The sequence below is a fragment of the Polaromonas sp. Polasp52 genome (genome assembly GCF_059491565.1).
This window is the reverse complement of sequence record NZ_CP168513.1, coordinates 4,098,065-4,122,314: the sequence shown is the minus strand read 5'-3', so window position 1 is coordinate 4,122,314 and position 24,250 is coordinate 4,098,065. Positions and strand designations below refer to the sequence as shown.

Annotated in this window: 25 protein-coding genes and 1 tRNA gene; 16 read left to right on the top strand and 10 right to left on the bottom strand. The window is 64.6% G+C overall.

Annotated elements, in window-relative coordinates; translation table 11 throughout:
- Positions 1–18: 18 nt before the first annotated feature.
- On the bottom strand, positions 19–1,434 hold the full coding sequence (locus ACEN9P_RS19375; RefSeq protein WP_495620193.1) for an aminotransferase-like domain-containing protein: 1,416 nt from the start codon (positions 1,432–1,434) through the stop codon (positions 19–21).
- Positions 1,435–1,617: 183 nt separating this feature from the next.
- On the opposite strand from ACEN9P_RS19375, the gene gabT reads away from it, so the two are divergent.
- From gabT to ACEN9P_RS19305, 14 genes are all read left to right on the top strand, one after another.
- Entirely contained in the window at positions 1,618–2,910 is a 1,293-nt protein-coding gene (gene gabT / locus ACEN9P_RS19370) for a 4-aminobutyrate--2-oxoglutarate transaminase (protein WP_495620192.1), read from the top strand.
- Between the two features lie 26 nt (positions 2,911–2,936).
- Entirely contained in the window at positions 2,937–4,022 is a 1,086-nt protein-coding gene (locus ACEN9P_RS19365) for an ABC transporter ATP-binding protein (protein ID WP_477664712.1), read from the top strand.
- 71 nt (positions 4,023–4,093) lie between these two features.
- A complete protein-coding gene (locus tag ACEN9P_RS19360) occupies positions 4,094–5,131 on the top strand; it encodes an ABC transporter substrate-binding protein (protein ID WP_477664713.1) in 1,038 nt (345 codons plus the stop codon).
- An 18-nt stretch (positions 5,132–5,149) separates the two neighbouring features.
- On the top strand, positions 5,150–6,403 hold the full coding sequence (locus ACEN9P_RS19355) for an ABC transporter permease (RefSeq protein WP_477664714.1): 1,254 nt from the start codon (positions 5,150–5,152) through the stop codon (positions 6,401–6,403).
- A 69-nt stretch (positions 6,404–6,472) separates the two neighbouring features.
- The gene (locus tag ACEN9P_RS19350; RefSeq protein WP_477664715.1) at positions 6,473–7,300 is read left to right on the top strand and encodes an ABC transporter permease; all 828 of its coding nucleotides are present in this window, start codon (positions 6,473–6,475) and stop codon (positions 7,298–7,300) included.
- Between the two features lie 35 nt (positions 7,301–7,335).
- Positions 7,336–7,731 carry a nuclear transport factor 2 family protein gene (locus ACEN9P_RS19345; RefSeq protein WP_477715542.1) on the top strand — a complete coding sequence of 132 codons (396 nt, stop codon included), beginning with the start codon at positions 7,336–7,338 and terminating at the stop codon, positions 7,729–7,731.
- Complete coding sequence (locus ACEN9P_RS19340) at positions 7,728–8,009, top strand: cupin domain-containing protein (protein WP_477664717.1); 282 nt, start codon at positions 7,728–7,730, stop codon at positions 8,007–8,009. Before ACEN9P_RS19345 ends, ACEN9P_RS19340 begins: the two co-directional genes overlap by 4 nt.
- A 17-nt stretch (positions 8,010–8,026) precedes the next feature.
- Positions 8,027–9,109, top strand: coding sequence for an ABC transporter substrate-binding protein (locus ACEN9P_RS19335; protein ID WP_477715543.1), 1,083 nt, complete (start codon positions 8,027–8,029; stop codon positions 9,107–9,109).
- A gap of 214 nt (positions 9,110–9,323) precedes the next feature.
- Positions 9,324–10,802, top strand: a complete 1,479-nt coding sequence (locus tag ACEN9P_RS19330) for an NAD-dependent succinate-semialdehyde dehydrogenase (RefSeq protein WP_495620191.1) — start codon at positions 9,324–9,326, stop codon at positions 10,800–10,802.
- 38 nt (positions 10,803–10,840) lie between these two features.
- The gene (locus ACEN9P_RS19325) at positions 10,841–11,542 is read left to right on the top strand and encodes a response regulator (RefSeq protein WP_477663419.1); all 702 of its coding nucleotides are present in this window, start codon (positions 10,841–10,843) and stop codon (positions 11,540–11,542) included.
- Positions 11,523–13,061 (top strand): sensor histidine kinase, encoded by a 1,539-nt coding sequence (locus ACEN9P_RS19320; protein WP_495620190.1) that lies wholly within the window; start codon positions 11,523–11,525, stop codon positions 13,059–13,061. The genes ACEN9P_RS19325 and ACEN9P_RS19320 overlap by 20 nt, the downstream gene beginning before the upstream one ends.
- A 245-nt stretch (positions 13,062–13,306) precedes the next feature.
- A complete protein-coding gene (locus ACEN9P_RS19315; RefSeq protein WP_477663417.1) occupies positions 13,307–13,735 on the top strand; it encodes a tripartite tricarboxylate transporter TctB family protein in 429 nt (142 codons plus the stop codon).
- A 1-nt stretch (position 13,736) separates the two neighbouring features.
- Positions 13,737–15,311, top strand: coding sequence for a tripartite tricarboxylate transporter permease (locus ACEN9P_RS19310; RefSeq protein WP_495620189.1), 1,575 nt, complete (start codon positions 13,737–13,739; stop codon positions 15,309–15,311).
- A gap of 109 nt (positions 15,312–15,420) precedes the next feature.
- Positions 15,421–15,852, top strand: coding sequence for a DsrE family protein (locus ACEN9P_RS19305; protein ID WP_495620188.1), 432 nt, complete (start codon positions 15,421–15,423; stop codon positions 15,850–15,852).
- A gap of 23 nt (positions 15,853–15,875) precedes the next feature.
- Here ACEN9P_RS19305 and ACEN9P_RS19300 read toward each other — a convergent pair whose 3' ends face one another.
- The 3 genes from ACEN9P_RS19300 to ACEN9P_RS19290 are packed head-to-tail and all read right to left on the bottom strand — an operon-like array spanning position 15,876 to position 18,900.
- Complete coding sequence (locus tag ACEN9P_RS19300; RefSeq protein ID WP_495620187.1) at positions 15,876–16,529, bottom strand: ABC transporter permease subunit; 654 nt, start codon at positions 16,527–16,529, stop codon at positions 15,876–15,878.
- Positions 16,522–18,210 carry a transporter substrate-binding domain-containing protein gene (locus ACEN9P_RS19295; protein ID WP_495620186.1) on the bottom strand — a complete coding sequence of 563 codons (1,689 nt, stop codon included), beginning with the start codon at positions 18,208–18,210 and terminating at the stop codon, positions 16,522–16,524. Before ACEN9P_RS19295 ends, ACEN9P_RS19300 begins: the two co-directional genes overlap by 8 nt.
- Before the next feature lie 9 nt (positions 18,211–18,219).
- Positions 18,220–18,900, bottom strand: coding sequence for a methyltransferase (locus ACEN9P_RS19290; protein ID WP_495620185.1), 681 nt, complete (start codon positions 18,898–18,900; stop codon positions 18,220–18,222).
- Positions 18,901–19,093: 193 nt separating this feature from the next.
- Here ACEN9P_RS19290 and ACEN9P_RS19285 point away from each other — a divergent pair, with 193 nt between their 5' ends.
- Both ACEN9P_RS19285 and ACEN9P_RS19280 read left to right on the top strand, forming a co-directional pair.
- Positions 19,094–20,581, top strand: a complete 1,488-nt coding sequence (locus ACEN9P_RS19285; protein WP_495620184.1) for a CYTH and CHAD domain-containing protein — start codon at positions 19,094–19,096, stop codon at positions 20,579–20,581.
- Between the two features lie 90 nt (positions 20,582–20,671).
- Positions 20,672–20,745 (top strand) — tRNA-Gly (locus tag ACEN9P_RS19280).
- 77 nt (positions 20,746–20,822) lie between these two features.
- Here ACEN9P_RS19280 and ACEN9P_RS19275 read toward each other — a convergent pair.
- From ACEN9P_RS19275 to ACEN9P_RS19250, 6 genes are all read right to left on the bottom strand, one after another.
- Positions 20,823–21,107 (bottom strand): hypothetical protein, encoded by a 285-nt coding sequence (locus tag ACEN9P_RS19275; RefSeq protein WP_477663358.1) that lies wholly within the window; start codon positions 21,105–21,107, stop codon positions 20,823–20,825.
- A gap of 68 nt (positions 21,108–21,175) precedes the next feature.
- Complete coding sequence (locus ACEN9P_RS19270; protein WP_477663357.1) at positions 21,176–21,778, bottom strand: cytochrome c oxidase assembly factor Coa1 family protein; 603 nt, start codon at positions 21,776–21,778, stop codon at positions 21,176–21,178.
- Between the two features lie 221 nt (positions 21,779–21,999).
- Positions 22,000–22,413, bottom strand: coding sequence for a hypothetical protein (locus tag ACEN9P_RS19265; protein WP_477663356.1), 414 nt, complete (start codon positions 22,411–22,413; stop codon positions 22,000–22,002).
- Between the two features lie 423 nt (positions 22,414–22,836).
- Positions 22,837–23,064, bottom strand: coding sequence for a hypothetical protein (locus ACEN9P_RS19260; RefSeq protein ID WP_495620183.1), 228 nt, complete (start codon positions 23,062–23,064; stop codon positions 22,837–22,839).
- Positions 23,065–23,210: 146 nt separating this feature from the next.
- A complete protein-coding gene (locus ACEN9P_RS19255) occupies positions 23,211–23,666 on the bottom strand; it encodes a hypothetical protein (protein WP_495620182.1) in 456 nt (151 codons plus the stop codon).
- Positions 23,667–23,767: 101 nt separating this feature from the next.
- Positions 23,768–24,241, bottom strand: a complete 474-nt coding sequence (locus ACEN9P_RS19250; RefSeq protein WP_495620181.1) for a lysozyme inhibitor LprI family protein — start codon at positions 24,239–24,241, stop codon at positions 23,768–23,770.
- Positions 24,242–24,250: the final 9 nt, after the last annotated feature.

The following is a 24,250-nucleotide window of genomic DNA, read 5'->3' as shown; positions in this document are numbered from 1 at the left end:
CAGGCGGCTACCGGCCGGCTACTGGGCGGCTTGCTGGCCCAGCTCGATGCGCTGGGCCAAAAAGCGCCATATGCGCTCGTCGTCGCTGAAAGCCACGTTAAAGCGCAGCCACCCCGTGGGATGGGGCTCCAGCAGGAACAGCTGCCCCGGGCCGAGCATGATGCCCTCTGGCGTCGCCTCCTTGGACAGCACGGCGCCGTCCGGAAGGTCCGGATGCCGGGCCCACAGGTACATGCCGGCCCCCGGCTCATGGAACAGCTCGAATCCCAGGCTGGTTAGATTCTTTTCGGTCTTGCGATGCGCCAGGGCCAGCTTTTCCCGAAGCGACTTGAGGTGCTTGCGCCAGCGGCCGTCGGTGACCACCCCGAAGGTCAGCCGCTCGGCGATGTCCGAGGACGTCAGCCCGGAAATCATCTTGAGCTGGGCCAGGTCCTCGATCAGGTCGCCCCGCGCCAGCAGGTAGCCCACGCGCAGATTCGGGGAAATGGTTTTGGAAAAGCTGCCGATATACACCACGCGCTGCAGCTGGTCCAGGCTGGCCAGCGTGGAGCGCGAGGTCGGGTCCATGTCGGCGTAGATATCGTTTTCCACCAGCGTGAAATCATGCGCCTCGGCCAGCTGCAGCAGGCGGTGCAGATGGGCCGCCGAGGCGATCGAGCAGGTCGGGCTCTGCAGGCGGGGCTGCGTGAAAAAGGCCTTGGGCTTGTGCTCGGCCAGCAGCGCCTCCAGCGCGGCGAGGTCGTAGCCCGTGGGGGTGCGCGGCACGCCCACCAGATGGACCCCCAGGAAACGCAGCATGAACATCAGGTTGGGATAACCCGGGTTGTCCACCAGCACGGTGTCGCCCGGCTTGAGGAGCTGCCGGGCCACCAGGTCCAGCGCCTGGCTGGAGCCCTGCGTCAGCAGCACCTGGCTCACCTCAACCGGTATCTGGTTTTCGGCCAGGGCCTCCGCGATGACCATGCGCAGCGCCATATGCCCATGGGGCAGGCCGTAACCCTCCAGGGAAGAGCCGTCCACCGACAGCTGCCGCATGCTGCGGCGCAGCGCGTCCCCGAACAGGAAATCGTGGGGCAGCCAGCCGCAGCCGGGTTTCATCGGCAGGTTGCGGTTTTCGAATATCTGCTTGAGGTACCAGCGCGCGTCGAATTTCGGCTGCGGGGGCTGCGCATAGGGCGTGCCCGATGCCCCCTCGTCACCCCGGCGCTTGACGAAAAACCCGGCATTGGCCCGGGAAACAAGCCATCCCTGGGCTACCAGGCGGTCGTAGGCCTCCACCACCGTGAAGACGCTGACGCCATGCATGGCGGCAAAACCGCGTATGGAAGGCAGCTTGACCCCCGGTTTCAACGCCTGCCCGGCAATCATGCCGCGCAGGCCGTCAACGATCTGGCTCACCAGGGGCGTCTGTAGTTCCGGGCGCAGTGTGAGCATCAAAAAACCAAAAAAGGCAGATTGTGCATCGCAATCCTCATGCACCGGGTTGGGGAATCCATGTACAGGATTCTAGACCCGCACAGTGTGTTGAAAAGCACGCAAAGCTGTACATGGACTGGGCTGGCGCCGAATTTTAAAGTCCACCCCGTTCCCTACTTAAACCTTGAAACCACCTTCATCATGCAGCCAAACCAGACTACCACCAACGCCGCCCTGATGGCGCGCCGCCAAGCCGCCGTGACGCGCGGCGTCGGCCAGGCACACGAGATTTTTGCCAGCCGGGCGAAAAACGCCGAACTGTGGGACGTGGAAGGCCGCCGCTATATCGACTTCGCCGGCGGCATCGCCGTGCTCAACACCGGCCACCTGCATCCCGAAGTCATCGCCGCGGTCAAGGCCCAGCTCGACCTCTACACGCACACCTGCTTCCAGGTCGTCGCCTATGAGCCCTATGTCGAACTGGCGGAAAAGCTCAATGCCCTGGCGCCCGGCAACTTCGCCAAAAAAACCTTGCTGCTGAGCACCGGCGCCGAGGCGGTCGAGAACGCGGTCAAGGTGGCGCGGGCCTACACCAAGCGCCCCGGCGTCGTCGCCTTCACCGGCGGCTACCACGGCCGCACCAACATGACATTGGGCATGACCGGCAAGGTGGCGCCTTACAAGCTGGGCTTTGGCCCCTTCCCCGGCGAAGTCTTCCACGCCGAATTCCCCAACGCCCTGCACGGCGTGAGCATCGACCAGGCGCTGCATTCGGTGGAGCAGATCCTCAAGAACGACGTCGAACCCGAGCGCGTGGCGGCCTTCATCATTGAACCGGTGCAGGGCGAAGGCGGTTTTTACGTCGCCCCGCCCGAATTCATCAGCCGCCTGAAGGCGCTGGCCGACCGCCACGGCATCCTGCTGATCGCCGATGAGGTCCAGACCGGCGCGGGACGCACAGGCACCTGGTTCGCCAGCGAACAGTGGCCGGTGGCCCCCGACCTGATCGCCATCGCCAAATCGATGGCCGGCGGTTTCCCCATCTCGGGCCTGGTTGGCCGCGCCGAGGTGATGGATGCCCCCGGCCCCGGCGGCCTGGGTGGCACCTATGCCGGCAGCCCCGTAGGTTGCGCCGCGGCGCTTGCCGTGCTCAAGGCCTTTCAGGAAGAAAAGCTGCTGGATCGCAGCAAAACTCTGGGCGCCCACCTGGTCAAAGGCCTGCGCGCCATCGCCGAAACGGAAAAGTCCATAGGCGACGTGCGCGGGCTGGGCGCCATGATCGCCATAGAGCTCTTCGAAAACGGGGACCTCGCCCGCCCTGACGCGGCACTGACCAAGCGCGTGGTGGCCGAGGCCGCCCGGCGCGGGCTGATATTGCTCTCTTGCGGCACCTACGGTAATGTGATCCGCATTCTCGTTCCCCTCACGGCGCCCGACGCGCTGCTCGACGAAGGCCTGAAAATCCTGGCCGACAGCTTCGCCGCAACGCGTTGATCTCCGTGACCAGCTCAGGAAAAACGATGACTGATCACGATGTCCTCGTACGCTTTGCAGGCGTGCAGAAAACCTATGACGGCGAGCAGCTTGTCGTGCAGCAGCTTGACCTCGACATCCATCGCGGGGAGTTCCTGAGCCTGCTGGGCCCTTCGGGCTCCGGGAAAACCACGACCTTGATGATGCTTGCCGGCTTCGAGTCCCCCACGGCCGGCGAGATTTTCCTGGGCGGCGCGCAGATCACGGGTACCCCGCCGCACAAGCGCAACTTCGGCATGGTGTTCCAGAATTACGCCCTCTTCCCGCACCTCACCGTGGGACAGAACGTGGCCTACCCGCTCACGGTGCGCAAGGTCTCCAAGGCCGACCAGGCAAGCCGCGTGCAGCGCGCGCTCGACATGGTCCGCCTGTCGGGCATGTCCGACCGCCTGCCCGGCCAGCTTTCCGGCGGCCAGCAGCAACGCGTGGCCCTGGCGCGCGCACTGGTGTTCGAGCCCCAGCTCGTGCTGATGGACGAGCCCCTGGGCGCACTCGACAAGCAGCTGCGCGAGCACATGCAGATCGAGCTGAAAGAGCTGCACAAGCAGCTGGGCGTGACCTTTGTCTACGTCACCCACGACCAGGGCGAAGCGCTGACCATGAGCGACCGCGTGGCGGTGTTCAACGATGGTGTGATCCAGCAACTGGCCCCTGTGGAGGCGCTGTACGAGACGCCCTCCAACCGTTTTGTCGCCGGCTTCGTCGGTGACAGCACGGTACTCAAGGGCAAAGCCGGCACCGCCGGCATCGAATTGCCGGACGGCCGCGTCCTGGGCGGCATCAACGTCAACCAGGCGCCTGCCGGTGCGCAGGTTGAGGCCTACATCCGGCCCGAGCGCATCGTGCTGCACCGCCAGCCCCTGCCCGCGCTGGCGAACGTGCTCGCCGCGCGCGTCGCGCGGGTCATCTATTTCGGTGACCACCTGCGCCTGCTCTGCGACCTTGGCGAAGGCCAGGCGGAAGCCACGGTGAAGCTGCCCCTGATCGCGCTGGACGGCCTGGCGTCGCCGCAGCCCGGGGAGGCCGTTCACCTGGAATTCCCCGCGGCATTCACGCGGATTTACGGCACCTGACCGCACCCGCACCACACTTTTTGCCTTTCTTTTTCACGCGTTTCTTTCATCAACCACCGAGGACTCACCCCATGACTACCCTGAAGAAAAACATCATCGCCATCACGGCGGCTTCTTGCCTGGCCCTGCCAGCCCTGGCGCAGCAGCAGATCACCGTCATCAACTTCGGCGGCGCCAACGCCAACGCGCAAAAGAAGGCGTATTACGAGCCTTACGAAAAGACGGGCACCAAAGTCATCGCCGGCGAATACAACGGCGAGCAGGCCAAGATCAAGGCCATGGTCGAGACCAAGAAGGTCACCTGGGACGTGGTCGAGGTCGAGTCGCCCGACGTGCAGCGTGGCTGCGACGAAGGCCTGTTCGAAAAGATCGACTTCAGCAAGATCGGCGCCAAGGCGGACTTCCTTCCCGCCGCCGTGCACGACTGCGGCGTCGGCGTTTTTGTCTGGTCCACCGTGATGGCCTGGAACGCCGACAAGGTCAAGTCCGCCCCCACCAGCTGGGCTGATTTCTGGGACACCAAAAAGATTCCCGGCAAGCGCGGCATGCGCAAGGGCGCGCGCTACAACCTGGAGTTCGCACTGATGGCCGACGGCGTCAAGCCGGCCGATGTCTACAAGGTCCTGGCCACCAAGGATGGCGCGGATCGCGCTTTCCGCAAGCTGACCGAACTCAAGCCCAGCATCCAGTGGTGGGAAGCCGGCGCCCAGCCCGCGCAATTCCTGGTGGCCGGTGACGTCGCCCTGAGCACGGTCTACAACGGCCGCATCGACGCCGCCAACCGCGAAGGCCGCAACCTGAAGATCTACTGGCCCGGTGGCATTTACGACCTGGACTACTGGGTCATCCCCAAAGGCGCACCGAACAAGGACGCCTCGATGAAATTCATCGCCTTCGCCAGCCAGCCCGCCACGCAAGCCGTGTACGCGCAGAACATCGCCTACGGCCCGGTCAATACCAAGGCCCTGGCCAAACTGGACAAAAAGGTGCTGGACGACCTGCCGACCTCGCAGGCCAACGCCAAAGAAGCCATCCAGATGAACGTCGGCTTCTGGGCTGACCAGGGCGAAGCGCTGGAAAAACGTTTCGCCGCCTGGGCCACGCAGTAAAACCCGGAGCAAGCCAGCATGACCAGTTCCACCAGCAAAGCAGCCCTGACGGGCGAAGACGCCCGCGCGCTGCGCCAGGCGCTGTCGCGGGCCGAGGCGCGGCGCAAATGGCGCGCCTTCGCCCTGACAGTGCCCCTGCTGGTGTTTCTTCTGCTGACCTTGCTCATTCCTATCGCGGCGCTGCTTCAGCGCGCCGTTGAAAACCCGGAGGTGGCGACAGCGCTGCCCCGGACGGTGAAAAGCCTTGAGGGCTGGAACCCCGAGGCGCCACCGGCCGCCGCAAGCTATGCGGCGCTGGTGCAAGACCTGGGCCACCTTTCAGACAGCTCCGATGCCGGTGCGCTTGCGCGAAGGCTCAACTCTGAAGTGCCCGGCGCTCGCTCCTTGGTCATGGGCGCGTTTCGCGCCTTGCCCATCACAGGTTCAGCCGAGGAAATCCGGGACAGGCTGCTTCAGCTCGATCCGCGCTGGGCAGACCCGCCCTTCTGGCAAGCGATCGCCAAAAACGGTTCCCGCTGGACGCCCGACTACCTGCTGGCATCGGTGGACCTGCGGCGGGGCAGCCAGGGCGATATCGAGCGCATGCCGCCCGAGCTGCGCGCCTTCGGCCCCATCCTGCTTCGCACCTTCCAGATCAGTTTTATCGTCACGCTCTTCTGCCTGGCGCTGGGCTACCCCCTGGCCTGGTGGCTGGCTTCGCTTCCGGCGCGCAAGGCGAACCTGCTGATGATCCTGGTGCTGGTGCCCTTCTGGACTTCCATCCTGGTCCGGGTAGCTGCCTGGATCGTGCTGCTGCAGTCCGAGGGCCTGGTCAATCGCGGGCTGATGGGCATGGGCCTCATAGACAGCCCGCTGCCGCTGCTGTTCAACCGCGCCGGCGTGGTGATCGCCATGGTGCACATCCTGCTGCCCTTCATGATCCTGCCGCTGTACAGCGTGATGAAAAACGTGCCGCCGACCTACGTGCGCGCCGCCGTTTCACTGGGCAGCGCGCCCCTGGCCGCATTCTTTCGCGTCTACGTGCCGCAAACCTACCCGGGCATCAGCGCCGGGGCATTGCTGGTGTTCATCCTGTCCATCGGCTACTACGTGACCCCTGCCCTGCTGGGCGGTGCGGACGACCAGATGCTGAGCTACTACATCGCGCGGTACACCAATGTGCAGGTCAACTGGGGCATGGCCTGCGCGCTGGGCGCGCTGCTGCTGACCGCCACCATGGTTCTTTACGGCGTCTACCGGCGCATCGGCAAGGCCGAGCTCAGCATGGGTTGATGCCTTTTCACGACGCAACCTTCAGCTCCGTCCCGCATCTTTTCGTACCTCTTCGCACCTTTATCCACCATGCCCAAAATCATCACCGGCCCCGCCTTCCCGCGCTATGCCACCACGGCCGACAAAGCCGGCTGGTGGCTGGTGCGCGCGGCTTGCGTGGCCATACTGGCTTTTTTGCTGGCGCCTATCCTGGTCGTGGTGCCGCTGTCGTTTTCCGACAGTTCCTTCCTGGCCTATCCCATCCCGGGCTGGTCCCTGAAGTGGTACCGCAACCTGATGGATTCACCCGAATGGGCCCGCGCCGCGAAAAACAGCTTCATCGTGGCGCCCGCCGCCACGCTGATCGCCACCACGCTCGGCACGATGGCCGCAGTGGGCCTGTCGCGCACGCACTTTCGCTTCAAGAGCCTGCTCATGGGCATCCTCATCGCGCCCATGGTGGTGCCCATTGTGGTGGTGGGGGTGGCAACCTATCTCTACTTCGCGCCGCTCGGCCTGGCCGACAGCTACCTGGGCCTGATCGCCGTGCACGCGGCGCTGGGCACGCCTTTCGTGCTCACCACCGTGCTGGCAACGCTTGCGGGTTTCAACCACAACCTGGTCAGGGCATCACTGAGCCTTGGCGAAACGCCCTTGCGGACCTTCTTCAGGATCACACTGCCGGTCATCGCTCCGGGCGTGATCTCCGGCGCGCTGTTCGCATTTGCCACCTCTTTTGACGAAGTGGTGGTCACGCTGTTCCTGGCCGGCACGGACCAGGCTACCCTGCCCCGCCAGATGTTCAACGGCATCCGGGAAAACATCTCCCCAACGATCGCGGCGGTGGCCACCTTGCTGATCATTTTCACGACCACCCTCCTGTTGCTGCTGGAGTGGCTGCGCGGGCGGCGCCGCTGACCGCACTGCGGCCTCTTCTTCATGAAAGGATAAGCATGCAGCAACACAACACCCGGGCCGAGGTCATCGGCAACCTGCCCGCCGCAGTCGAGCGATATTTCCAACTCATGTACGACTGCGACCTCGCGCAGTTCGACAACGTCTTTCATCCCACGGCGCAACTCCATGGCTTCACGGATGATGCGCTGGTGGTATGGCCCACCTCAGCCTACCGGGAGATTCTGGCGACCCGCATCTCTCCGATGAATTCAGGCGCGCCGCGGGAGCAGGAAATCCTGCTGATCGACGTGGTGTCGAGCCGGCAGGCCATGGTCAAGGTGCGAGTGCGCATCAACCAGAAAGTGTTTGTCGACCACCTGGGCTACCTTCGCACCGATGAGGGCTGGCGCATCACCTCCAAGGCCTTCTACCTGGAGGGCAGCGCACCATGACGCTCCAAGCCACCGCACTCATGCATGTCGACGATGAGCGGGTCGTCGTGACCGAATGGCGCTTTGCGCCGGGCGCCGAGACGGGCCATCACGTCCACACCCGTCCCTACGTGGTGGTACCACTGACGAACGGCACCCTGGGCATAGGCGGGTCAGACGTCACCCTGTGCGCGGGACAAGCGTATGCGCGGCCCGCGGGCGTGGCGCACAACGTCATCAACACAGGCACGAACGAATTCCGGTTTGTGGAAATCGAATTGAAAGGCATGCTCCCATGAAAGCGCATCATCTATCCATGCTTGTTGCAGCCTTCAGCCTGGTGCTGCCGGCACAAGCCCAGACCCCCGCTCAAACGCCGGCGCAAGGACTGACCGTCGCCAACTTCGGCGGGGCCAACGGCAAGGCGCAGGACGCGGCCTTCATCCAGCCTTTCAAGGCGGCCTACAAAACCGAAGCCAGAGGGGTTGAATATCCCGGCGACCTCCCGGCCATTCGCAACATGGTCAAGGAACGCAAGAACGAGTGGGACGTGGCCGAAGTGGAATCCGCCGACCTGAAAGCAGGATGCGATGCCGGCCTGTTCGAACGCATGGACCGCGGCACCATTCCGCACGCCGGCATGCTGCTGCCGGGCACGGTGCAGGAGTGCGGCGTCGGCGCTTTTGTGTGGGCCACCGTCATGGCCTACGAACCGGGCCGCTTCAAGGAAGCGCCACGAAACTGGCAGGACTTCTGGGATGTGAAGCGCTTTCCCGGCAAGCGGGGCCTGCGCAAGGGCGCGCGCTACAACATGGAAATCGCACTGATGGCCGACGGGGTGCATCGCCGCGACGTGTACACCCTGCTGGCCACCGAAGCGGGCGCCAGGCGCGCCCTGGCCAAGCTCGAGCAGCTCAAGCCCCATATCATCTGGTGGGAGTCGGGCTCCCAGCCGCCCCAGCGCCTGGCCTCCGGCGAGACCACAATGTCCACCGCCTTCAACGGCCGAATCGCCGCGGCCAACCGCGAACGCCTCAGCCCGCTGGCCATCTCATGGGCCGACGCCGTGTACGAGCTGGATTACTGGGTCATCATCAAGGGCACGCCCAGGCTGGATCTGGCACGCGCCTTCATCAGCTTCGCCACCTCGGAAGAAGCGCAACTGGCCTTTTCGCGCGAGATTCCCTACGGCCCCACACACTTCAACGCCATCCTGCGTTATGACACCGGCCGCAGCCGCCCGGCTGCCAGCGCACCGGTCACGGACCTGTCCATGGCAGGCAGCGACCTGCCCTCGGCACCCGGCAACATGCGCCGTTCGCTGGCCTTTGACCCCGCCTTCTGGACACGCTCCGGCGGGGCGGCGCTGGAAAAGCAGTTTGCCCAGAACATGAAATAGCGCCGCACGCCAGGAGGCCTTTGACACTCCTGGCGCTCTTCGAGCGCCCTACGCGCTGAAACCCTTTCCCCGGGTCGCATACACGCCTGCCGCCCGCAGCTTCCACTCGAATGCTGTCAAAATCATCCAATAGCTCCCTCTCTTTTCGCTTCGGCTTTCCGCTCTCCTTCTGCATTCCTCCTTCTTTCCTCCCCCGCTTTAAGGATTCCCGCTCATGGACATGAAAACTTCCCCCATTTCCCTGCTCAAAGACCCCAGCCTCCTCAAGACCGATGCGCTGATCAACGGCCAATGGGTTGCGGGCAAGGCCCGGTTCGACGTGAACGACCCGGCCACCGGCCGCAAGCTGGCCGACGTGGCCAACCTGGGCTCGCAGGACGCGAAAGCCGCCATCGCCGCCGCCAACGCCGCCTGGCCCGCCTGGCGCAGCAAGACCGGCAAGGAGCGCCACGCCATCCTGCTCAAGTGGTTCCAGCTGCTGATGGCCAACCAGGAAGACCTGGGCCGCATCATGACGGCCGAGCAGGGCAAGCCCTTTGCCGAGGCCAAGGGCGAAATCGCCTACGGCGCGAGTTTTGTCGAGTGGTTTGCCGAGGAAGCCAAACGCGTCAACGGCGAAACCCTGCCGCAGTTCGACAACAACCGCCGCCTGATGGTCATCAAGCAGCCTATCGGCGTGTGCGCCGCCATCACGCCCTGGAACTTCCCGCTGGCCATGATTACCCGCAAGGTGGCCCCGGCCCTGGCCGCCGGCTGCCCGGTGGTCATCAAGCCGGCCGAGCTCACGCCGCTGACCGCCCTGGCCGCCGCCGAGCTGGCCGTGCGCGCCGGCATCCCGGCCGGTGTGCTCAATGTGCTCACGGCCGACAGCGCCAACAGCATCGCCGTGGGCAAGGTGTTCTGCGCCAGTGACGTGGTGCGCCACATCAGCTTCACCGGCTCCACCGAAGTCGGCCGCATCCTGATGGCGCAAAGCGCGCCCAGCGTCAAGAAGCTCGCGCTGGAACTGGGCGGCAACGCGCCCTTCATCGTGTTCGACGACGCCGATGTGGACTCCGCCGTCGAAGGCGCCATGGCCAGCAAATACCGCAACGCCGGCCAGACCTGCGTCTGCGCCAACCGCATCTATGTGCAGGACGGCGTGTACGACCAGTTCGTCGAGAAATTCGCTGCCAAGGTCAAGGGCCTCAAGGTCGGCAACGGCTTTGAGGACGGCGTGGTGCAAGGCCCGCTGATCGAGGACGCCGCCGTCGAGAAGGTGCAGCGCCACGTGGCCGACGCCCTCGCCAAGGGCGGCAAGCTGCTGGCCGGCGGCCACAAGATCAAGGGCCAGTTCTTCGAGCCGACCGTTATCTCCGAAGCCACCGCCGACATGCTCTGCGCCAGGGAAGAAACTTTCGGCCCCTTCGCGCCGGTGTTCCGCTTCAAGAACGACCAGGAAGCCATTGACGCGGCCAACAACACCGAGTTCGGCCTGGCCAGCTATTTCTACAGCCGCGACATAGGCCGCATCTACCGCGTCGCCGAGGCGCTGGAATACGGCATGGTGGGCATCAACGCGGGTGTGATCGCGACCGAGCACGTACCTTTCGGCGGCGTCAAGCAGTCGGGCCTGGGCCGCGAGGGCTCACGCCACGGCATGGACGAGTACCTCGAGATGAAGTACCTGTGCCTGGGCGACATCCAGCGCTAAACTGGTTCCCCCTACACTCGCCCGCCCACCACGCCCCTATGCGATTGCTGCTTGTTGAAGACGAAGCCGAAATGGCGGCGTGGCTGTTGCGCGCCTTCAAGCAAAGCGGCTATGTGTCCGACCACGCGCCCGACGCCGCCACCGCCGAGTCGCTGCTGGCCGGCAACGACTATGACGCCGTGGTGCTTGACCTGCGCCTGCCCGACAAACACGGGCTGGCACTGCTGGCCGAGCTGCGCAAGGACGGCAACCGCACACCCGTGCTGGTGCTGACCGCCCAGGGCTCGCTGCAGGACAGGGTCAAGGGCCTGAACGTCGGGGCCGACGACTTCCTGAGCAAGCCTTTTGCCATCGAGGAACTCGAGGCCCGCCTCGCCGCGCTGGTGCGGCGCAGCCGCGGCCGTTCCCACGCGCCGCTGCAGTGCGGGTCCCTCTCGTGCCCGCATGACAGCCGCGCCTTCACGCTGGGCGGCACACTGCTGCAGCTCACGCCGCGCGAAAGCGCGGCCCTGGCCGTGCTGCTGGCGCGCAGCGGCACGCCGGTGGAAAAATCGCAGCTCTCGGGCAAGGTCTTCCCGGCCGACAGCAACGCCGGCCCCGATGCCATCGAGCTGGTGCTGCACCGGCTGCGCCGCAAGCTTGAAGGCGGCGACGTGCGCATCGTCACCGTGCGCGGCCTGGGCTACATGCTGGAGGCCATCGCGCCAGAGAGCGCCGCGCATGAAGATACTGCGCACTGACCCCGACCGCTTCGGCATACGCGCGCGCCTGCTCACGTTGCTGCTGCCGGCCATCCTGGGCCTGCTGGCCCTGGACAGCTGGAACGACTACAGCGCCCTCAGAAACCAGGTGCAGGAGGCCTACGACCAGAGCATGCTGGAGGCCGCGCACGCGCTGCAAAGCAGCGTGACACCGGCGCGGGACGGCTCGCTGCGGCTGAACACGCCGGCCGGGGTGCAAGCCATATTCGGCGCGGACTATCCCCTGCAAAAATACCTGCAGGTGAGCCTGGTGCCCCTGCCCCAGGCGCCGGCACAGGCCGGCAACACCAACCCACCTGGACTCACCCTGCTGGGCGGAACAGAGCTGCCGGCGCCGCCGCCCGAACTGTCAACACCCGGGGCCGACGCCCCCGCCGCGGGCTCGCCCGTCTGGTACGACAGCTTCCACGCGGGCCATGCGGTGCGTATGGTGGCGCTGCGCAGCCAGGTGCGGGATGGGCAGGGCCGGCCCTTCAGCCTGCTGGTCCAGGTTGCCGAAAGCACGGTCCCGCGCGACCGCGCGCAGGACGCCACCTTGCGGCAGGAGCTGATACGCGACGCGCGCATGGTGCTGGTGATGGTGCTGCTGGTCTGGCTGGGCGTGACCTGGTCGCTGCAGCCGCTGGAGCGCCTGCGCAAGTCGGTGCTGCAGGGCAAGGGAGACGAGCTCAAGCCGCTGGACACCAGCGGCGTGCCGCATGAGGTGGCGCCGCTGGTCGAGGCCCTGAACCAGCACCTGGCCAGCTACCGCGAGTTGCTCGAGCAGCAGTCGCAGTTCCTGGCCGATGCCTCGCACCAGCTGCGCACACCGCTGGCCATCATGCTGACCCAGGCCGGCGTGGCGCTGCGCGAGAAGGATACCGAGCAGATTCACACCACCTTGCGCGCCATGGTCGCCCAGATCGCGCGCAGCCGGCGCCTGTGCGAGCAGCTGCTCTCGCTGGCCCACGCGAGCGAGAGTGCCCCGCCCGCCGGCACGCCCACCCTGGTCGACCTGAACGCCGTCGCCCGCGAGGTGGTGCTGCAGCACCTGGCGCTGGCCCATGAAAAAAACCTGGACCTGGGCTGGGTGGACGCCCGCGGGGATTCAGCGGACACGGCGGCGGCGGACGATGCGCCGGTGGCCGCGGTCCCGGTGCTGGCGCGGGAGCCCGAGCTGCACGAGGCGCTTTCCAATTTGGTGCACAACGCCATCGCCTACACGCCGCCCGGCGGCCAGATCACCGTGATGGCGGGCAGCCGGGACGGCATGGCGCTGGCCGAGGTTCGCGACAACGGCCCCGGCATTGCCCAGGCGCGCCGCCACCAGGTATTTGAGCGCTTTCATTCGGCCGGTCCGGGCGCCGGCAAAGGCTCGCGCGGCGCCGGACTGGGCCTGTCCATCGCGCGCGCCTACGCCAGGCGCAACGGCGGCGACATCGAGCTGGCCGACCCGGCCTCCGGTACCGGGCTGCGCGCCGTCCTGCGCCTGCCGCTGGCGCCCTCGCCGCAGCGCTGACAGCCCGCGCCGGGGGCCGCACCAGCGGGTTCCTACCCGTTAGTGATAACACGTATTTTGGCCCCGGCCGCGCAAAACGAAAGCCGATTGGAAGCCTCGCTTCCTAACATCCCCTCCAGCCCGAACGCCCCCAGGCCGCATTTCCCGAGCGGCCCGGGGCCGGGACATCACCCCAAGGAGACACGGATGACACACCCCCCGTTTGCGACAAGGCCCTTCGCGGCCCAGCCATGGAGCGCCCCACGATGAACTTCAACAACCGCAATTTCGTACGGGGCCTGTGCCTCATGGCCATCGCCCTGGTCTTTGGCGGGGTGTCCTTCAACTACACGCTGGGCGAGCTGAGCCGCTCCGGGCCCGGCCTGTTTCCGCTGCTGGTGAGCTCCTTCCTGTTCGTCATCGGCGTGCTCACCGTGGTGCGCTCGCACTTTGTCGACCCCGTGCCGCTGGACTACAGCGTCAAGAACATCGCCATCATCCTGGTGAGCCTGGTCGGCTTCTCGGTGATCTCCCAGTTCGTCAACATGATCCTGGGCATCGTCTTCCTGGTGTTCTGCTCCACGCTGGCCGGCACCTCGTATTCGCTGGTGCGCAACGTCAAGATCTCCATCGGCCTGGTCGCCGTGGCCTTTGCCTTCAAACAATTTCTCGGCCTGAGCCTGCCGCTGTACTGATATGGAAGTCCTTCACAACCTCTCGTTCGGTTTCGAACACGCGCTGACGCTGCAAAACCTGCTGTATTGCGCCCTGGGCTGCACGGTGGGCACGCTGATCGGGCTGCTGCCCGGCCTGGGCCCCCTGTCCACCATCAGCCTGCTGCTGCCGCTGACCTACTCCATCCCCACCGGCGGCGCCCTCATCATGCTGGCCGGCATTTACTACGGCGCGCAATACGGCGACAGCGTGAGCGCCATCACCATGAAGATCCCGCATGCCAGCAGCATCGTGGCCTGCATAGACGGCTACCAGATGACGCTTAAAGGCAAGACCGGCCTGGCGCTCTTCACCGCCGGCGTCTCCAGCTTCATTGGCGGCACGGTCGCCATCGTGGTGCTGTCGACCATGGCGCCCGCGCTGGGCGAGGTCGGTTTCCTGTTCGGGCCGGCCGACTACTGCGCGCTGATGCTGCTGGGTTTCTTCTGCGTGAGTTTTGTCAGCAGCGGCAGCCTGCTCAACGGCCTTGCCATGGCCATGGTCGGCGTGCTGCTGGGCATGGTCGGCACCGACGTCAACAGCGGCGTGGCGCGCTACACCATGAACCTGCCCTTCCTGATGGACGGCATAGGCCTGATCAGCATCGCGCTGGGCTGCTTCGGCATTGCCGAGGTCGTGAAAAACCTCGACAACAAAAACGTGCTCACGCCCTTTAACGGCAAGATCAAGCTCATGCCCACCTGGCCCGAGTTCAAGCGCATCATCCCCAGCGCGCTGCGCGGCAGCGTGATCGGCTCCATCCTGGGCATACTGCCCGGCGGCGGCCCCACCATCGCCCAGTTCGCCGCCTATGCCGCCGACAAGAAGCTCAGCAAGTACAAGCACGAAATCGGCACCGGTTGCATCGAAGGCGTGGCCGGCCAGGCCGCCGCCGACGAGGCCGCCGCGCGCACCAGCTTCATCCCGCTGATGGCCATCGGCATTCCCGAAAACGCCGTCATGGCGCTGATGATGGCGGCCTTTGTGGTCAAGGGCATACAGCCCGGCCCCAACATGATCGCCACCCACCCCGACCTGTTCTGGGGCCTGGTGGCCAGCATGTGGATAGGCAACTGCTTCCTGCTGGTCCTCAACGTGCCCCTGGTGCGCTACTGGCTGTCGGTCTTCAAGATCCCCTACACCGTGCTGTTCCCGGCCATCCTGTTCTTCTGCTGCATAGGCACTTACAGCATCAACAACAGCCTGGACGACATCTACACCACCGCCGTGTTCGGCTTCATCGGCTACCTCTTCCTGCGCCTGGACATGGAGGCCGCGCCGCTGCTGCTGGGCTTTATCCTGGGCCCCATGCTGGAGGAGAACTTCCGCCGCGCCATGCTGCTGAGCCGCGGCAGCTTCAACGTCTTCGTGAACCGCCCCATCAGCGGCACCCTGCTGAGCGTCATCGGCATCCTGGTCGTGTGGCAGACGGTGGTGTTTATCCGCAAGCTGATCAAGTCGCCCGACCACCACATCCACTCGGACAACGAGAGCGCCAAGGCCCCCACGCCTGTCGCGGCGGCGGCCACCTCCGGGTCGCTGGCTTCCGGCGAATAAGGCCCTCCCCCACCACAAGCCCCCGAAACTGCCCTTGCGGCGGTTCCGGGGGCTTGTTTCATGCGGCCGTTGTGTTGAAATAAGCCTCTCTTTGAGGAGACCTTAGAACATGAACCGCAGACTCTTCGTCCAGGCCGGCGCCACGGCGGCCCTCGCCCTCTTCCTGCCGCTCGCCCTCGCCCAGTCCGCGGGCGCCAAACGCCAGGGCATCGTGATCCAGGTCAGCGACAACGACCCGGCCAAATGGAACCTGGCGCTCAACAACGCCAAAAACCTGCAGGACGACGTGGGCGCGGCCAATGTCGAGATCGAGATCGTCGCCTACGGCCCCGGCATAGGCATGCTCAAGCTCGAGTCGCCCACCGGCTCGCGCATCGCCGATGCCGCCAAGGCCGGCGTCAAGATCAGCGCCTGCGAAAACACCATGCGCGCCCAGAAGCTGACCAAGGACGACATGCTGGCCGGCATCAGCTACGTGCCCGCGGGCGTGACTGAAATCATGAAGAAGCAGCACGAAGGCTGGGCTTACCTGCGGCCTTAAGGCCTACGGCCCGCACACAAGCCTCAGGGCTGCTCAGCCCCTTCCAGCCGCGCCGCCTGCACGGGCCGGTGAAAGCGCTGGTTGAGCTTGCCGCGCCAGTGGTTGATCAGGTGGTAGATCAGCTGGAAACACACGGTGAAGATGACGATCACCAGGGCAATCAGCAGCAGCCTGTCGCCGGCCTTGGGCAGGGTTTCGATGGCACGCAGCGTGACAGTGGTGGCCTCGACCACACCCACGGCGGCGCCAAAGCCCGAGGACAGCACCATGACAAAAAAGGCGCGCACCAGGCCCATCACAAACAGCATGGCCGCGACCGGCGAGCCGCTGCGCAGCTGGCGCATGGCCTCGACCGCGTGGTCGGATACATAGGCCGCCGCATACAGCGTCAGTGAAAGCACCACCGCCAGCCAGGGCGTCATGGCGAGCTGCCGCTGGCCGACGTGAAAGTCCGGCACCACATTGACCAGGAAGAACATCACCACAAAAGTGGGCACGGTCCGCAGCAGCGCGACCAGCCAGGCGGCCGGCGTGGCGGCCAGGCCGTTGTGAAAGCGCGCGGCCGCCAGCGGCGCGCCCAGCAGCATGCCGCCCAGCAAGGCGCAGATCGCGATCTGGAAGTTCACCAGCAGGCCGCGCAGGAAATCCGGCAAGAAGTGCGGGAGCAGCTCAAGCATAGGCGCCCCCGCTCAGGGCCAGGCGCGACTGCCAGATGTCGGCCAGGCGGTGCACCACGGCGACCAGCAGCATGTAGAAGACCAGCAAGAAGGTGTAGGTGGTGATGCGCTCGCTCGAGAACGAGGCGACGTCGGTCAGCGCGGCCAGCAGCTCGGGCACACCCATCACCGACGCGGCCGGGCTGCCCCGGGTGGCGTTCACGACAAAGGCCACCATTTGCGCCCTGGCCCGGTAGACCGCGGCGCTCAGCGCGGGCTGGGCCGGCGCGCGCTCCTCGCGCAAGGTGAGCATGGCCTCGGCGACGGCCTGCCCGGCATTGCTGCCGTTGAACAGGCCCAGCACCAGCACGGCCGCGGCCAGCGCCACCAGCGGCGAGGTCGCGCCCATGGCGCCGACCACCGCACCGGCCAGGATCATGAGCAGGATCAGCGGCGTCGATTGCATGGGCCACAGCACGCAGCGCATGGACCAGCGTAGCCACGGCGTGTGCGAGGTCAGGCCTGCGCCGAAGGCCAGCGCGAAAGCCCAGGTCGCGAAGACGGAGCCCACCACCAGCAGCAGGGAAAACCACACACCTTCCAGCAGGAGGTCCAGCGCCACCCAGGTCTTGAACATGGCCAGGGTGACCCGCGTACCGGTGGCCTGGTAGATCAAGTGTTCAAGCTGGTCGACCTTGGCGGCGAAGGAAGTGGGCGGCAGCTGGTTGTCCAGCGGCGCTTTCACGCAGGCCGGGTCGTTCAGGGCGCTGATCTGCGCGCAGGTGCTGCTGGACCAGAGCTTGCGCTGCTGCGCCAGGAAGGGCGAGTCCACACCGTGTTTCTGGGCCAGGGCCTGCAAGGCGCCCGAGATGTGCAGCTGCTGCATCGACAGCGCCAGCACGTCGGCCAGGCGTTCGCCGCCGTCACGGGCCACGGCCACGCCCCAGGGCAGCGGCGCGAAACCGAACTTGCTGTCATAGGCCGCGGCAAATGCGGGCTGCTGCAGGTAGGACGCAAAAAAACTGTCGTCCTGCGCGACCAGCGAGCAGCCGCCCAGGCGCAGCTCGTCGACCAGGCTGGAGGCTTTGTCAAACAGCTTGAGGCGCGCGCCGTTGACCGACAGTTCGGCATTGGTGCTGTTGCCCACCGTCACGCAGACGGTGTTGCCGCGCAGCTTGACCAGGCCGCCGATTTGCAGCTCCTTGCGGCCCAGCACAATGGTTTGCGACTGGTAATAATGCGGCCGCACAAACAGCGCTTCGCGGTCCCGCTGCAAGGTGTGGCCCATGGTGGCGATGACCAGGTCGACCCGGCCCTCACCGAGCAAGGCCAGGCGATTCGCCGGCGTGACCACCACCAGCACGGGCTCCACACCGAGCGAGCCCGCCAGCTGGTGCGCCAGGTCGATTTCAAACCCCTGCAGCGCGCCGGTGGCGTCCTCAAACGCGAACGGCGGGTAGCCGGTGCGCACACCCACCCTCAGGGTTTTGCTGCACAGCACGCGCGCGAGCACGTCCACCGCGTCGTCGCATTTTTTGGCTTTTGATGCGGCGGCCTGTGCCGGCGGTGATTGCGGCGGCCGGCTGTCCTGGCCGGCGGCGCCAAAACTCAGCAGCAGCGCCAGGGCCAGGACCATCGAGCGGCGCAGCAGCACCCCGGCTTGCAGGGCGGGGCTGCCTTGATCCACGCTGCAGATCGCCATCAAGCTTCCTTATGCCTCATCATGCTTCCAGCTGATTTCCACCAGGTCGAAGTCGACAAACCAGTAGTCGCCGACCCTGTGAATGCCCCGCCCTTCAAAACGCGCCCGCACCTGAGGGCTCAGGCAGGCCAGCTTGTGCGCGGGCAAAGGCGCCGAAGCGCAATAGGCAATACGGGCCCGCAAGCCCAGCGCATCGGCCATGGCCTCGGTCTTGCTGAAATCGAGAAACACGTTGTGCGTCATCACGGCCAGGCCGCCGGGCGCCAGGTGGCGGCCCAGGCCCTGCAAAAACGGGTCCACACTGCGGCGGCCGTCTATGCCGCCCGCGCTCCAGCTCGGCAGGCGGCCGTCGCCTTCGATGTGCTCGGCCGCGAACTGCGGCAGGTTGGTGACCACCAGGTCATAACAGTCGTCCCCGCAGGCCGACCACATATCGCCCTGGACCAGGCTGGCCCTGGCCCGCAGGCCTTCCTGGTCCAGCAGCCCCTGCGCCGCCCGCACAGCAAGGGCTTCGAGTTCAATGCCGACCGCGCTTTGCGCCCCCAGCGCCAGCAGCGTCGCCATCACCACGCCGCTGCCCGGCCCCATCTCCAGCGCCCGGGACGACAGCACGCGCGCCGGGTTCTTGCGCAGGTAAAGCAGCAAGGCGGCGGTGTACTCGCTAGGACTGAATAAGTTATGGTCGTTCAAATGAGCCTTCTTGAATCCCAAAACCGCGGGCATCGCAAGTGATGCGGCCGGCTGGAGGCACGGCTCGAGCGATAGTAACCTATGGATACACCTTTGTGACTACATCCGGGCCGGCCGCCGCCTCGCCAGGCAGGCAGGCGCGCAGTACCATGGCTGGCCGCGCCGCGAGGCATCACCGCACCAAGCAAGCACCATGGAAATCGAACTCAAGCTCAGGCTGCCCCCTGAGGCGCTGGCCGCGCTGCGCGCCGACCCGCTGTGGGCTGGCACCCATGCCACGCACAAGCAGCTGGACAATATCTACTTTGACACGCCGCAGCGCGCGCTGGCCAGCGCCGGCATAGGCCTGCGCCTGCGCAGCGACGGCAAGCACTGGTTGCAGACCGCCAAGGGCGGCGGCAGCAGCCGCGCCGGCCTGCACCAGCGCGAGGAAATCGAGTTCGCGGTCGCCGGCCCGGCGCTCGAATGGGGGCCGCTGGCGGGCACGGCTTTTGCGCCCGTGCTGGAGCCCCTCAAGGACCGGTTGCAGCCGCAGTTCCAGACCCGCTTCAAGCGCGAGATTCGCCGAGTCACCGGCCCCGCTGGCGGCGTGATTGAAGTCGCCATCGACCAGGGCGAGATCCTGGCCCGGGAACGCCGCGAGCCGCTGTGCGAGCTCGAGCTTGAACTGCTGGACGGGCCTGTGGACGAACTCTTCGCGCTGGCCCTGCTGCTGGTGGAACGCCACCCGCTGGTGCTGGACAGCCGCAGCAAGGCCGAGCGCGGCGACCGCCTGGCCCAGGGCCGGCCGCCGGCGCCGCCCGCCAAGGCGGCCGCAATGGCTGAGCCGCCGGGCAGGGACGCACGCGCCGCCGTGCGCGCGGCGCTGGAAGCCGCCCTGGCCCACTGGCAGGCCAATGAAGCCGGCTTTATCGCCCAGCCCCAGGGCGGGCACTACGACAGCGAATACCTGCACCAGCTGCGCGTCGCGGTGCGGCGGCTGCGGGTGGCCTGCGGCCCGCTGGCCGATGCAGCCCAATGGCGGCAGGAAACGCTGGCGCCCTTGCACGACAGCCTGCGCGCCCTGGGCCAGCGCCTGGGCGCGGCGCGCGACTGGGATGTCTTTATGGAAGAAACCTGGCCGGCGCTGGCGGACAGCCTGCACGATGCCGCCCTGCGCCAGAAGCTGCAGGAGGCCGCCGCCCTGCAGCAGGCCACGGCGCACCTGCAGGCCCAGGCCGCCCTGGAAGAACGCGAGACCCAGCGCCTGTTGCTGCAGCTGGGCCGCTGCCTCGCGCAGCCGGACGGCGACGGCGAGCCCGTGCCCTTTGACGCGCTCACGGCACGGCTGGCAAAACTCGCCCACAGGCTGCGGCAGGCCCTGCCCAGGCTGGAACAGCTAAGCCCCACGCGCCTGCATCGCCTGCGCATCACCGCCAAAAAGCTGCGCTACCTCACCGAGTTCATCGCCGGCCGTTACGAGCCGCAAGCCACCGAAGCCTGGCTGGACTGGCTCAAAAAAGCGCAAACTGTTTTTGGCCTGCACAACGACCGCGTGACGGCGCGGGCGCACATCGAAACCCTGTGCGCCGGCATGGAGCAGCCCAGCAAGCTGCAGCACAGCCTGCAGGCGGCGCTGCGGGAGCGGGAGCAGCCTGAGCTTTCGCTGCCGGACTTGCCCGGGCCGTACTGGCGCGCTTGAATGAACGCCAAAACCGGGGTGTAAAATCGCCGCGAGCCCGCCCACGGCGCGGCTCCAGCGCTTAAGTGGTTCGTCAGCAGCCACCCAAACGCGGGTGTAGTTCAATGGTAGAACGGCAGCTTCCCAAGCTTCATACGAGGGTTCGATTCCCTTCACCCGCTCCATATCTCTGTCATTGATTGATTTCTTTCAAGAATGGCGACCGCGCTGGCCGCCGTTGCGGGTCCATTCGACGAGCCTGTTAGACATGATCGCTCACTTCATCGATCGATTTGACTTTCAGATCACCGTCAAATCTGCCAGCCATGTACGCAGACAAACAATCTGAGAACTCGTCGAGGAGCGCCAACCCTTTCGGGTCGTGGTCGTTCTCGGCGGCAAGTGTGAGTCGCGAACCGTCCCAGGCGCATGTAAGGTTCGCGTGCCATTTGCGATGTTCCGCAAACTCCTTCGCGATGTCGATGGCAGCCTCCGAGCCAGCATCCTTCGGAACACCGTCGCATACGAGAACGGCTCGATAGATCATGTTTAACGTTGGAGATGAGAGGCGTGGCCCGGCTCGCCGGGGCACGTCCTCTCGATTAAAGGGTTAGGTCACTGGTTGATCTCGGTACGGCGGCCAGTTCCTTCTTGCTCTAGGACCATACGATCGATCTTCCATTGCCCCATGTCTTTCGTGGCTTCTACAAACACTGTTCCCTTCCCGTTTGGACCGCTAACGCTGTAGGAGAGACTTGCGTTTCCTCGCGGACCCGAAACCTGCATGCTCCCCATAGGAAAACCGGTCTCCACCGGGCGGCCGATCTGTTGAACGCCTTCCGGGCTTGCCTGCAGCCTAGACAGAGACAGCTGAAATGCATCACTACTCTTTATCGACGCTGCGATTACAAAGAAGAGAGCGATGAACAAAGCGATGAAAGCGAAAAAGGCTATGGCGCCCCACCTAGCCCACTTTCTTTGGGTTGCCTTGAAGTGTTCGATGCTCTCCCAGCGCTTGTTTCGCCACGCCCAGGAACTGCCTTTGGCGCCAAGTACAAAGAGCATGACGAAGCCTACAAACGGAACGAACACCAGCAACGCGATGAATGTGCTGTTTCCTATACCCCAGATCCAATTCAGCAGGAATGCTCCCCAGTTCCAGCGATCGATCTCTGCGGGAACGTTCGCTAACGCTCCTTGGCCTGATGTGTTTTCCATTGGCGCCTCCTCGCGCATCGAGTGATCTAACGTTGGAGATGAAAGGCTTGCCGGGGCAAACCTGCCGCGAGAGCCGCCATGGCGATGTGATTCCATAGACGGAACACGCGGAGTTGAGGGCCGAATCTTCCCATGAGCTCTAACGTCGGAGGGAACCGGCGCCCACCCAAGGTGGCCGCGCAGCGGCCAGACGCCTCTGGGCGTCCGTGTTGACTGACCAGTTAGGGCGCATTCTCGACAAACGCGGCATCAAGCCTATTGCCACGGACAGACACTTTGGCTCCAACTGGAAAGTTCTCCCACCGACGACCGGCATCATAAGAGCGTGGCTCAGATGAACAGTCTGAGCCAACGCCAGGATAAACCACCAACTGGCGAGACCCGACGGCGACCTCCGCGCTCGAACTCGCTATCACGTTCAATTCAAGAGCCAGCATGGCCTGAGGCACGCGCTCTCGCCCAAATGGAAGGATGACCTCGCGTAAGCCAACGACCTCGGCAACATAGTTGTACTTGTAGGGGTCAACCATCATTTTGCCATCCGGACCAATTTTTGGCGGCGGTGGCGAGCAAGCCATGGCAGCTTCCGCCAGAAGGCTGATCAACGTGCACGCGAGAATCTTTGCAACTTGCATGTGGGCACCCTAACGTAGAAATGACCGGACCACCAACAGTTGCGGCGAAGCCGGCTCCTGCTGTTGTGGGTCCGTGTCGATTGAAATGTTAAGACTCACACCTTAGTCCTCGGAGCCAAGACGCCTTGAAACACGCGCCCTTACCTTTTCTCTAAGCGCTGAATCGCCGCGAGGGTCCATTCCCTCCGTAACGAACACTCTGTCAGTAAACCCATCGACGTCCTTCGCTAAGGTGATGAAGCTCCCGCTATCTCTCGCAGCCTTACTGAAGCCCAAAACAGAGCTCAACTCGGCTAACAGTGCATTCACGGCGGCGGCGTTCGGGTTGTCTTACATGTGAGGCCTAACGTCGAAGCTGACCGGAACGCAACGCATGCCGCGCAGCGCCCCCCCCGCAGGTGCGTTTCCGTGTCGAGCGACCAGTTAGAGCTTCTTGCCGTCGGTTTCATCGGTCACCATCTTTCCGTCCACTACGAATTCCTTCAGCGATGCGGCTTTTTTTCCCACTAAGAGGTAGTACGCTCCGACACCGATGAATGCAAGCCCACTCAATAGAGGTTTAACCGGTACAGGTCCGTCACTGAGCAGGACGACAAGTACGATAGCAATGCCAATTAAGACTGCGCCTCCACCGGCGATCTGATTTCTCATAATTCCTCCTACAGAAAAGGTTGTGAACTGGCCGTATCACACAAGAAGCCGAGAGTGTCTGCCAAAGGCTCTAACGTTCGACGTAAGGGGCGGATTGCGCATACGCGCAAGATGCCCCTTGACGGAGGGGTTAGCCATCTGCCCGTTCACCACAGGTCTTCCTCTTTGCGCTCACCAGTTGCCATGACCTCAACTTGCATGGGGAACACGGCCTGCTCACCGAGGGCCGCTGAGAGCTCTTTGGCAGCCTGCAAAGCCAAAGCATGAAGGGCGCTGTTGAACTGGTAGGACTTTCCGCTATGAAAGACACCGAAGCATGGCCCGGTGATGTAACCCACAAGGCTCTTGCCACCTCGCGTGGTTGCTCGAACACCGAGGTATAGGTAGTTGAATGGAGAAGTCACGGCCAGCGGAGGAAGTGGGAAAGAGTATTCGTCGTTGTTCCTGATGAGCAAGACGAGCTGTTCGACTTCTTGACGGTTGTATCCGAAGTCGACAAAGGCATCAATGTCATCGGGCTCGTAGTAGGTCGCCCACACCGGAAAGTCGATGAAATCCTGCTCGCAGAATTGGTGATTGAGCTTGGCGAGTGCGGTGTTCATAGATGGCTAACGTTTGACATGAGAGGCGCTCGGAGGCCGAAGGCTGGAAAGCGTCCTCTCGATGGAAGGGTTAAGCGCCTCTTCGCTTGAAGCAAGTGGAATCATCGAGGGCAACCCGAGCCGTCGCAGGATGCATAGGACTGCAAGTCTTGGTTTCTGCGGCTGGTCATTGTTGCCAAACATCCTGAATGGACTACGCCATAGCCGGTGCCGCCCGTCCAAGCGATGGCTTCGTACTCGCACGTGGCGTCGCGGAAGCTGAGCCAAGCTCTCTGAGCCTTTATCAACTTTTGCTTTGCAGCGGGAGTTTCCAGACTGCGCAGCAGCTTCTGATACGTCTCGTTGAGTTTGATGTCTTCGCCAACCGCATTGAGGTATGCGCATTGCCGCATGTACGGAGTTACTCCGCTACTGCAGCCCTCCTCGAGCGATTTCTTGACCTCTTCAACGGTCGTACCTTCCCGTTTAGCGATCTTCGAGATCAGTTCGTGATCGGTAGTCTCGTCTCCAGCTTTTGAACCGCACGAAATGATCAGAAAGAGAAGTGGCAACAAATGCCGGTAATGCGTAGTCATGCTCTAGGC

Excerpts from the sequence above, each read along its gene's own strand:
- ACEN9P_RS19375 (WP_495620193.1), bottom strand. The coding sequence starts at position 1,434 with ATGCTCACACTGCGCCCGGAACTACAGACGCCCCTGGTGAGCCAGATC.
- gabT (WP_495620192.1), top strand. The coding sequence starts at position 1,618 with ATGCAGCCAAACCAGACTACCACCAACGCCGCCCTGATGGCGCGCCGC.
- ACEN9P_RS19365 (WP_477664712.1), top strand. The coding sequence starts at position 2,937 with ATGACTGATCACGATGTCCTCGTACGCTTTGCAGGCGTGCAGAAAACC.
- ACEN9P_RS19360 (WP_477664713.1), top strand. The coding sequence starts at position 4,094 with ATGACTACCCTGAAGAAAAACATCATCGCCATCACGGCGGCTTCTTGC.
- ACEN9P_RS19355 (WP_477664714.1), top strand. The coding sequence starts at position 5,150 with ATGACCAGTTCCACCAGCAAAGCAGCCCTGACGGGCGAAGACGCCCGC.
- ACEN9P_RS19350 (WP_477664715.1), top strand. The coding sequence starts at position 6,473 with ATGCCCAAAATCATCACCGGCCCCGCCTTCCCGCGCTATGCCACCACG.
- ACEN9P_RS19345 (WP_477715542.1), top strand. The coding sequence starts at position 7,336 with ATGCAGCAACACAACACCCGGGCCGAGGTCATCGGCAACCTGCCCGCC.
- ACEN9P_RS19340 (WP_477664717.1), top strand. The coding sequence starts at position 7,728 with ATGACGCTCCAAGCCACCGCACTCATGCATGTCGACGATGAGCGGGTC.
- ACEN9P_RS19335 (WP_477715543.1), top strand. The coding sequence starts at position 8,027 with ATGCTTGTTGCAGCCTTCAGCCTGGTGCTGCCGGCACAAGCCCAGACC.
- ACEN9P_RS19330 (WP_495620191.1), top strand. The coding sequence starts at position 9,324 with ATGGACATGAAAACTTCCCCCATTTCCCTGCTCAAAGACCCCAGCCTC.
- ACEN9P_RS19325 (WP_477663419.1), top strand. The coding sequence starts at position 10,841 with ATGCGATTGCTGCTTGTTGAAGACGAAGCCGAAATGGCGGCGTGGCTG.
- ACEN9P_RS19320 (WP_495620190.1), top strand. The coding sequence starts at position 11,523 with ATGAAGATACTGCGCACTGACCCCGACCGCTTCGGCATACGCGCGCGC.
- ACEN9P_RS19315 (WP_477663417.1), top strand. The coding sequence starts at position 13,307 with ATGAACTTCAACAACCGCAATTTCGTACGGGGCCTGTGCCTCATGGCC.
- ACEN9P_RS19310 (WP_495620189.1), top strand. The coding sequence starts at position 13,737 with ATGGAAGTCCTTCACAACCTCTCGTTCGGTTTCGAACACGCGCTGACG.
- ACEN9P_RS19305 (WP_495620188.1), top strand. The coding sequence starts at position 15,421 with ATGAACCGCAGACTCTTCGTCCAGGCCGGCGCCACGGCGGCCCTCGCC.
- ACEN9P_RS19300 (WP_495620187.1), bottom strand. The coding sequence starts at position 16,529 with ATGCTTGAGCTGCTCCCGCACTTCTTGCCGGATTTCCTGCGCGGCCTG.
- ACEN9P_RS19295 (WP_495620186.1), bottom strand. The coding sequence starts at position 18,210 with ATGGCGATCTGCAGCGTGGATCAAGGCAGCCCCGCCCTGCAAGCCGGG.
- ACEN9P_RS19285 (WP_495620184.1), top strand. The coding sequence starts at position 19,094 with ATGGAAATCGAACTCAAGCTCAGGCTGCCCCCTGAGGCGCTGGCCGCG.
- ACEN9P_RS19275 (WP_477663358.1), bottom strand. The coding sequence starts at position 21,107 with ATGATCTATCGAGCCGTTCTCGTATGCGACGGTGTTCCGAAGGATGCT.
- ACEN9P_RS19270 (WP_477663357.1), bottom strand. The coding sequence starts at position 21,778 with ATGGAAAACACATCAGGCCAAGGAGCGTTAGCGAACGTTCCCGCAGAG.
- ACEN9P_RS19265 (WP_477663356.1), bottom strand. The coding sequence starts at position 22,413 with ATGCAAGTTGCAAAGATTCTCGCGTGCACGTTGATCAGCCTTCTGGCG.
- ACEN9P_RS19260 (WP_495620183.1), bottom strand. The coding sequence starts at position 23,064 with ATGAGAAATCAGATCGCCGGTGGAGGCGCAGTCTTAATTGGCATTGCT.
- ACEN9P_RS19255 (WP_495620182.1), bottom strand. The coding sequence starts at position 23,666 with ATGAACACCGCACTCGCCAAGCTCAATCACCAATTCTGCGAGCAGGAT.
- ACEN9P_RS19250 (WP_495620181.1), bottom strand. The coding sequence starts at position 24,241 with ATGACTACGCATTACCGGCATTTGTTGCCACTTCTCTTTCTGATCATT.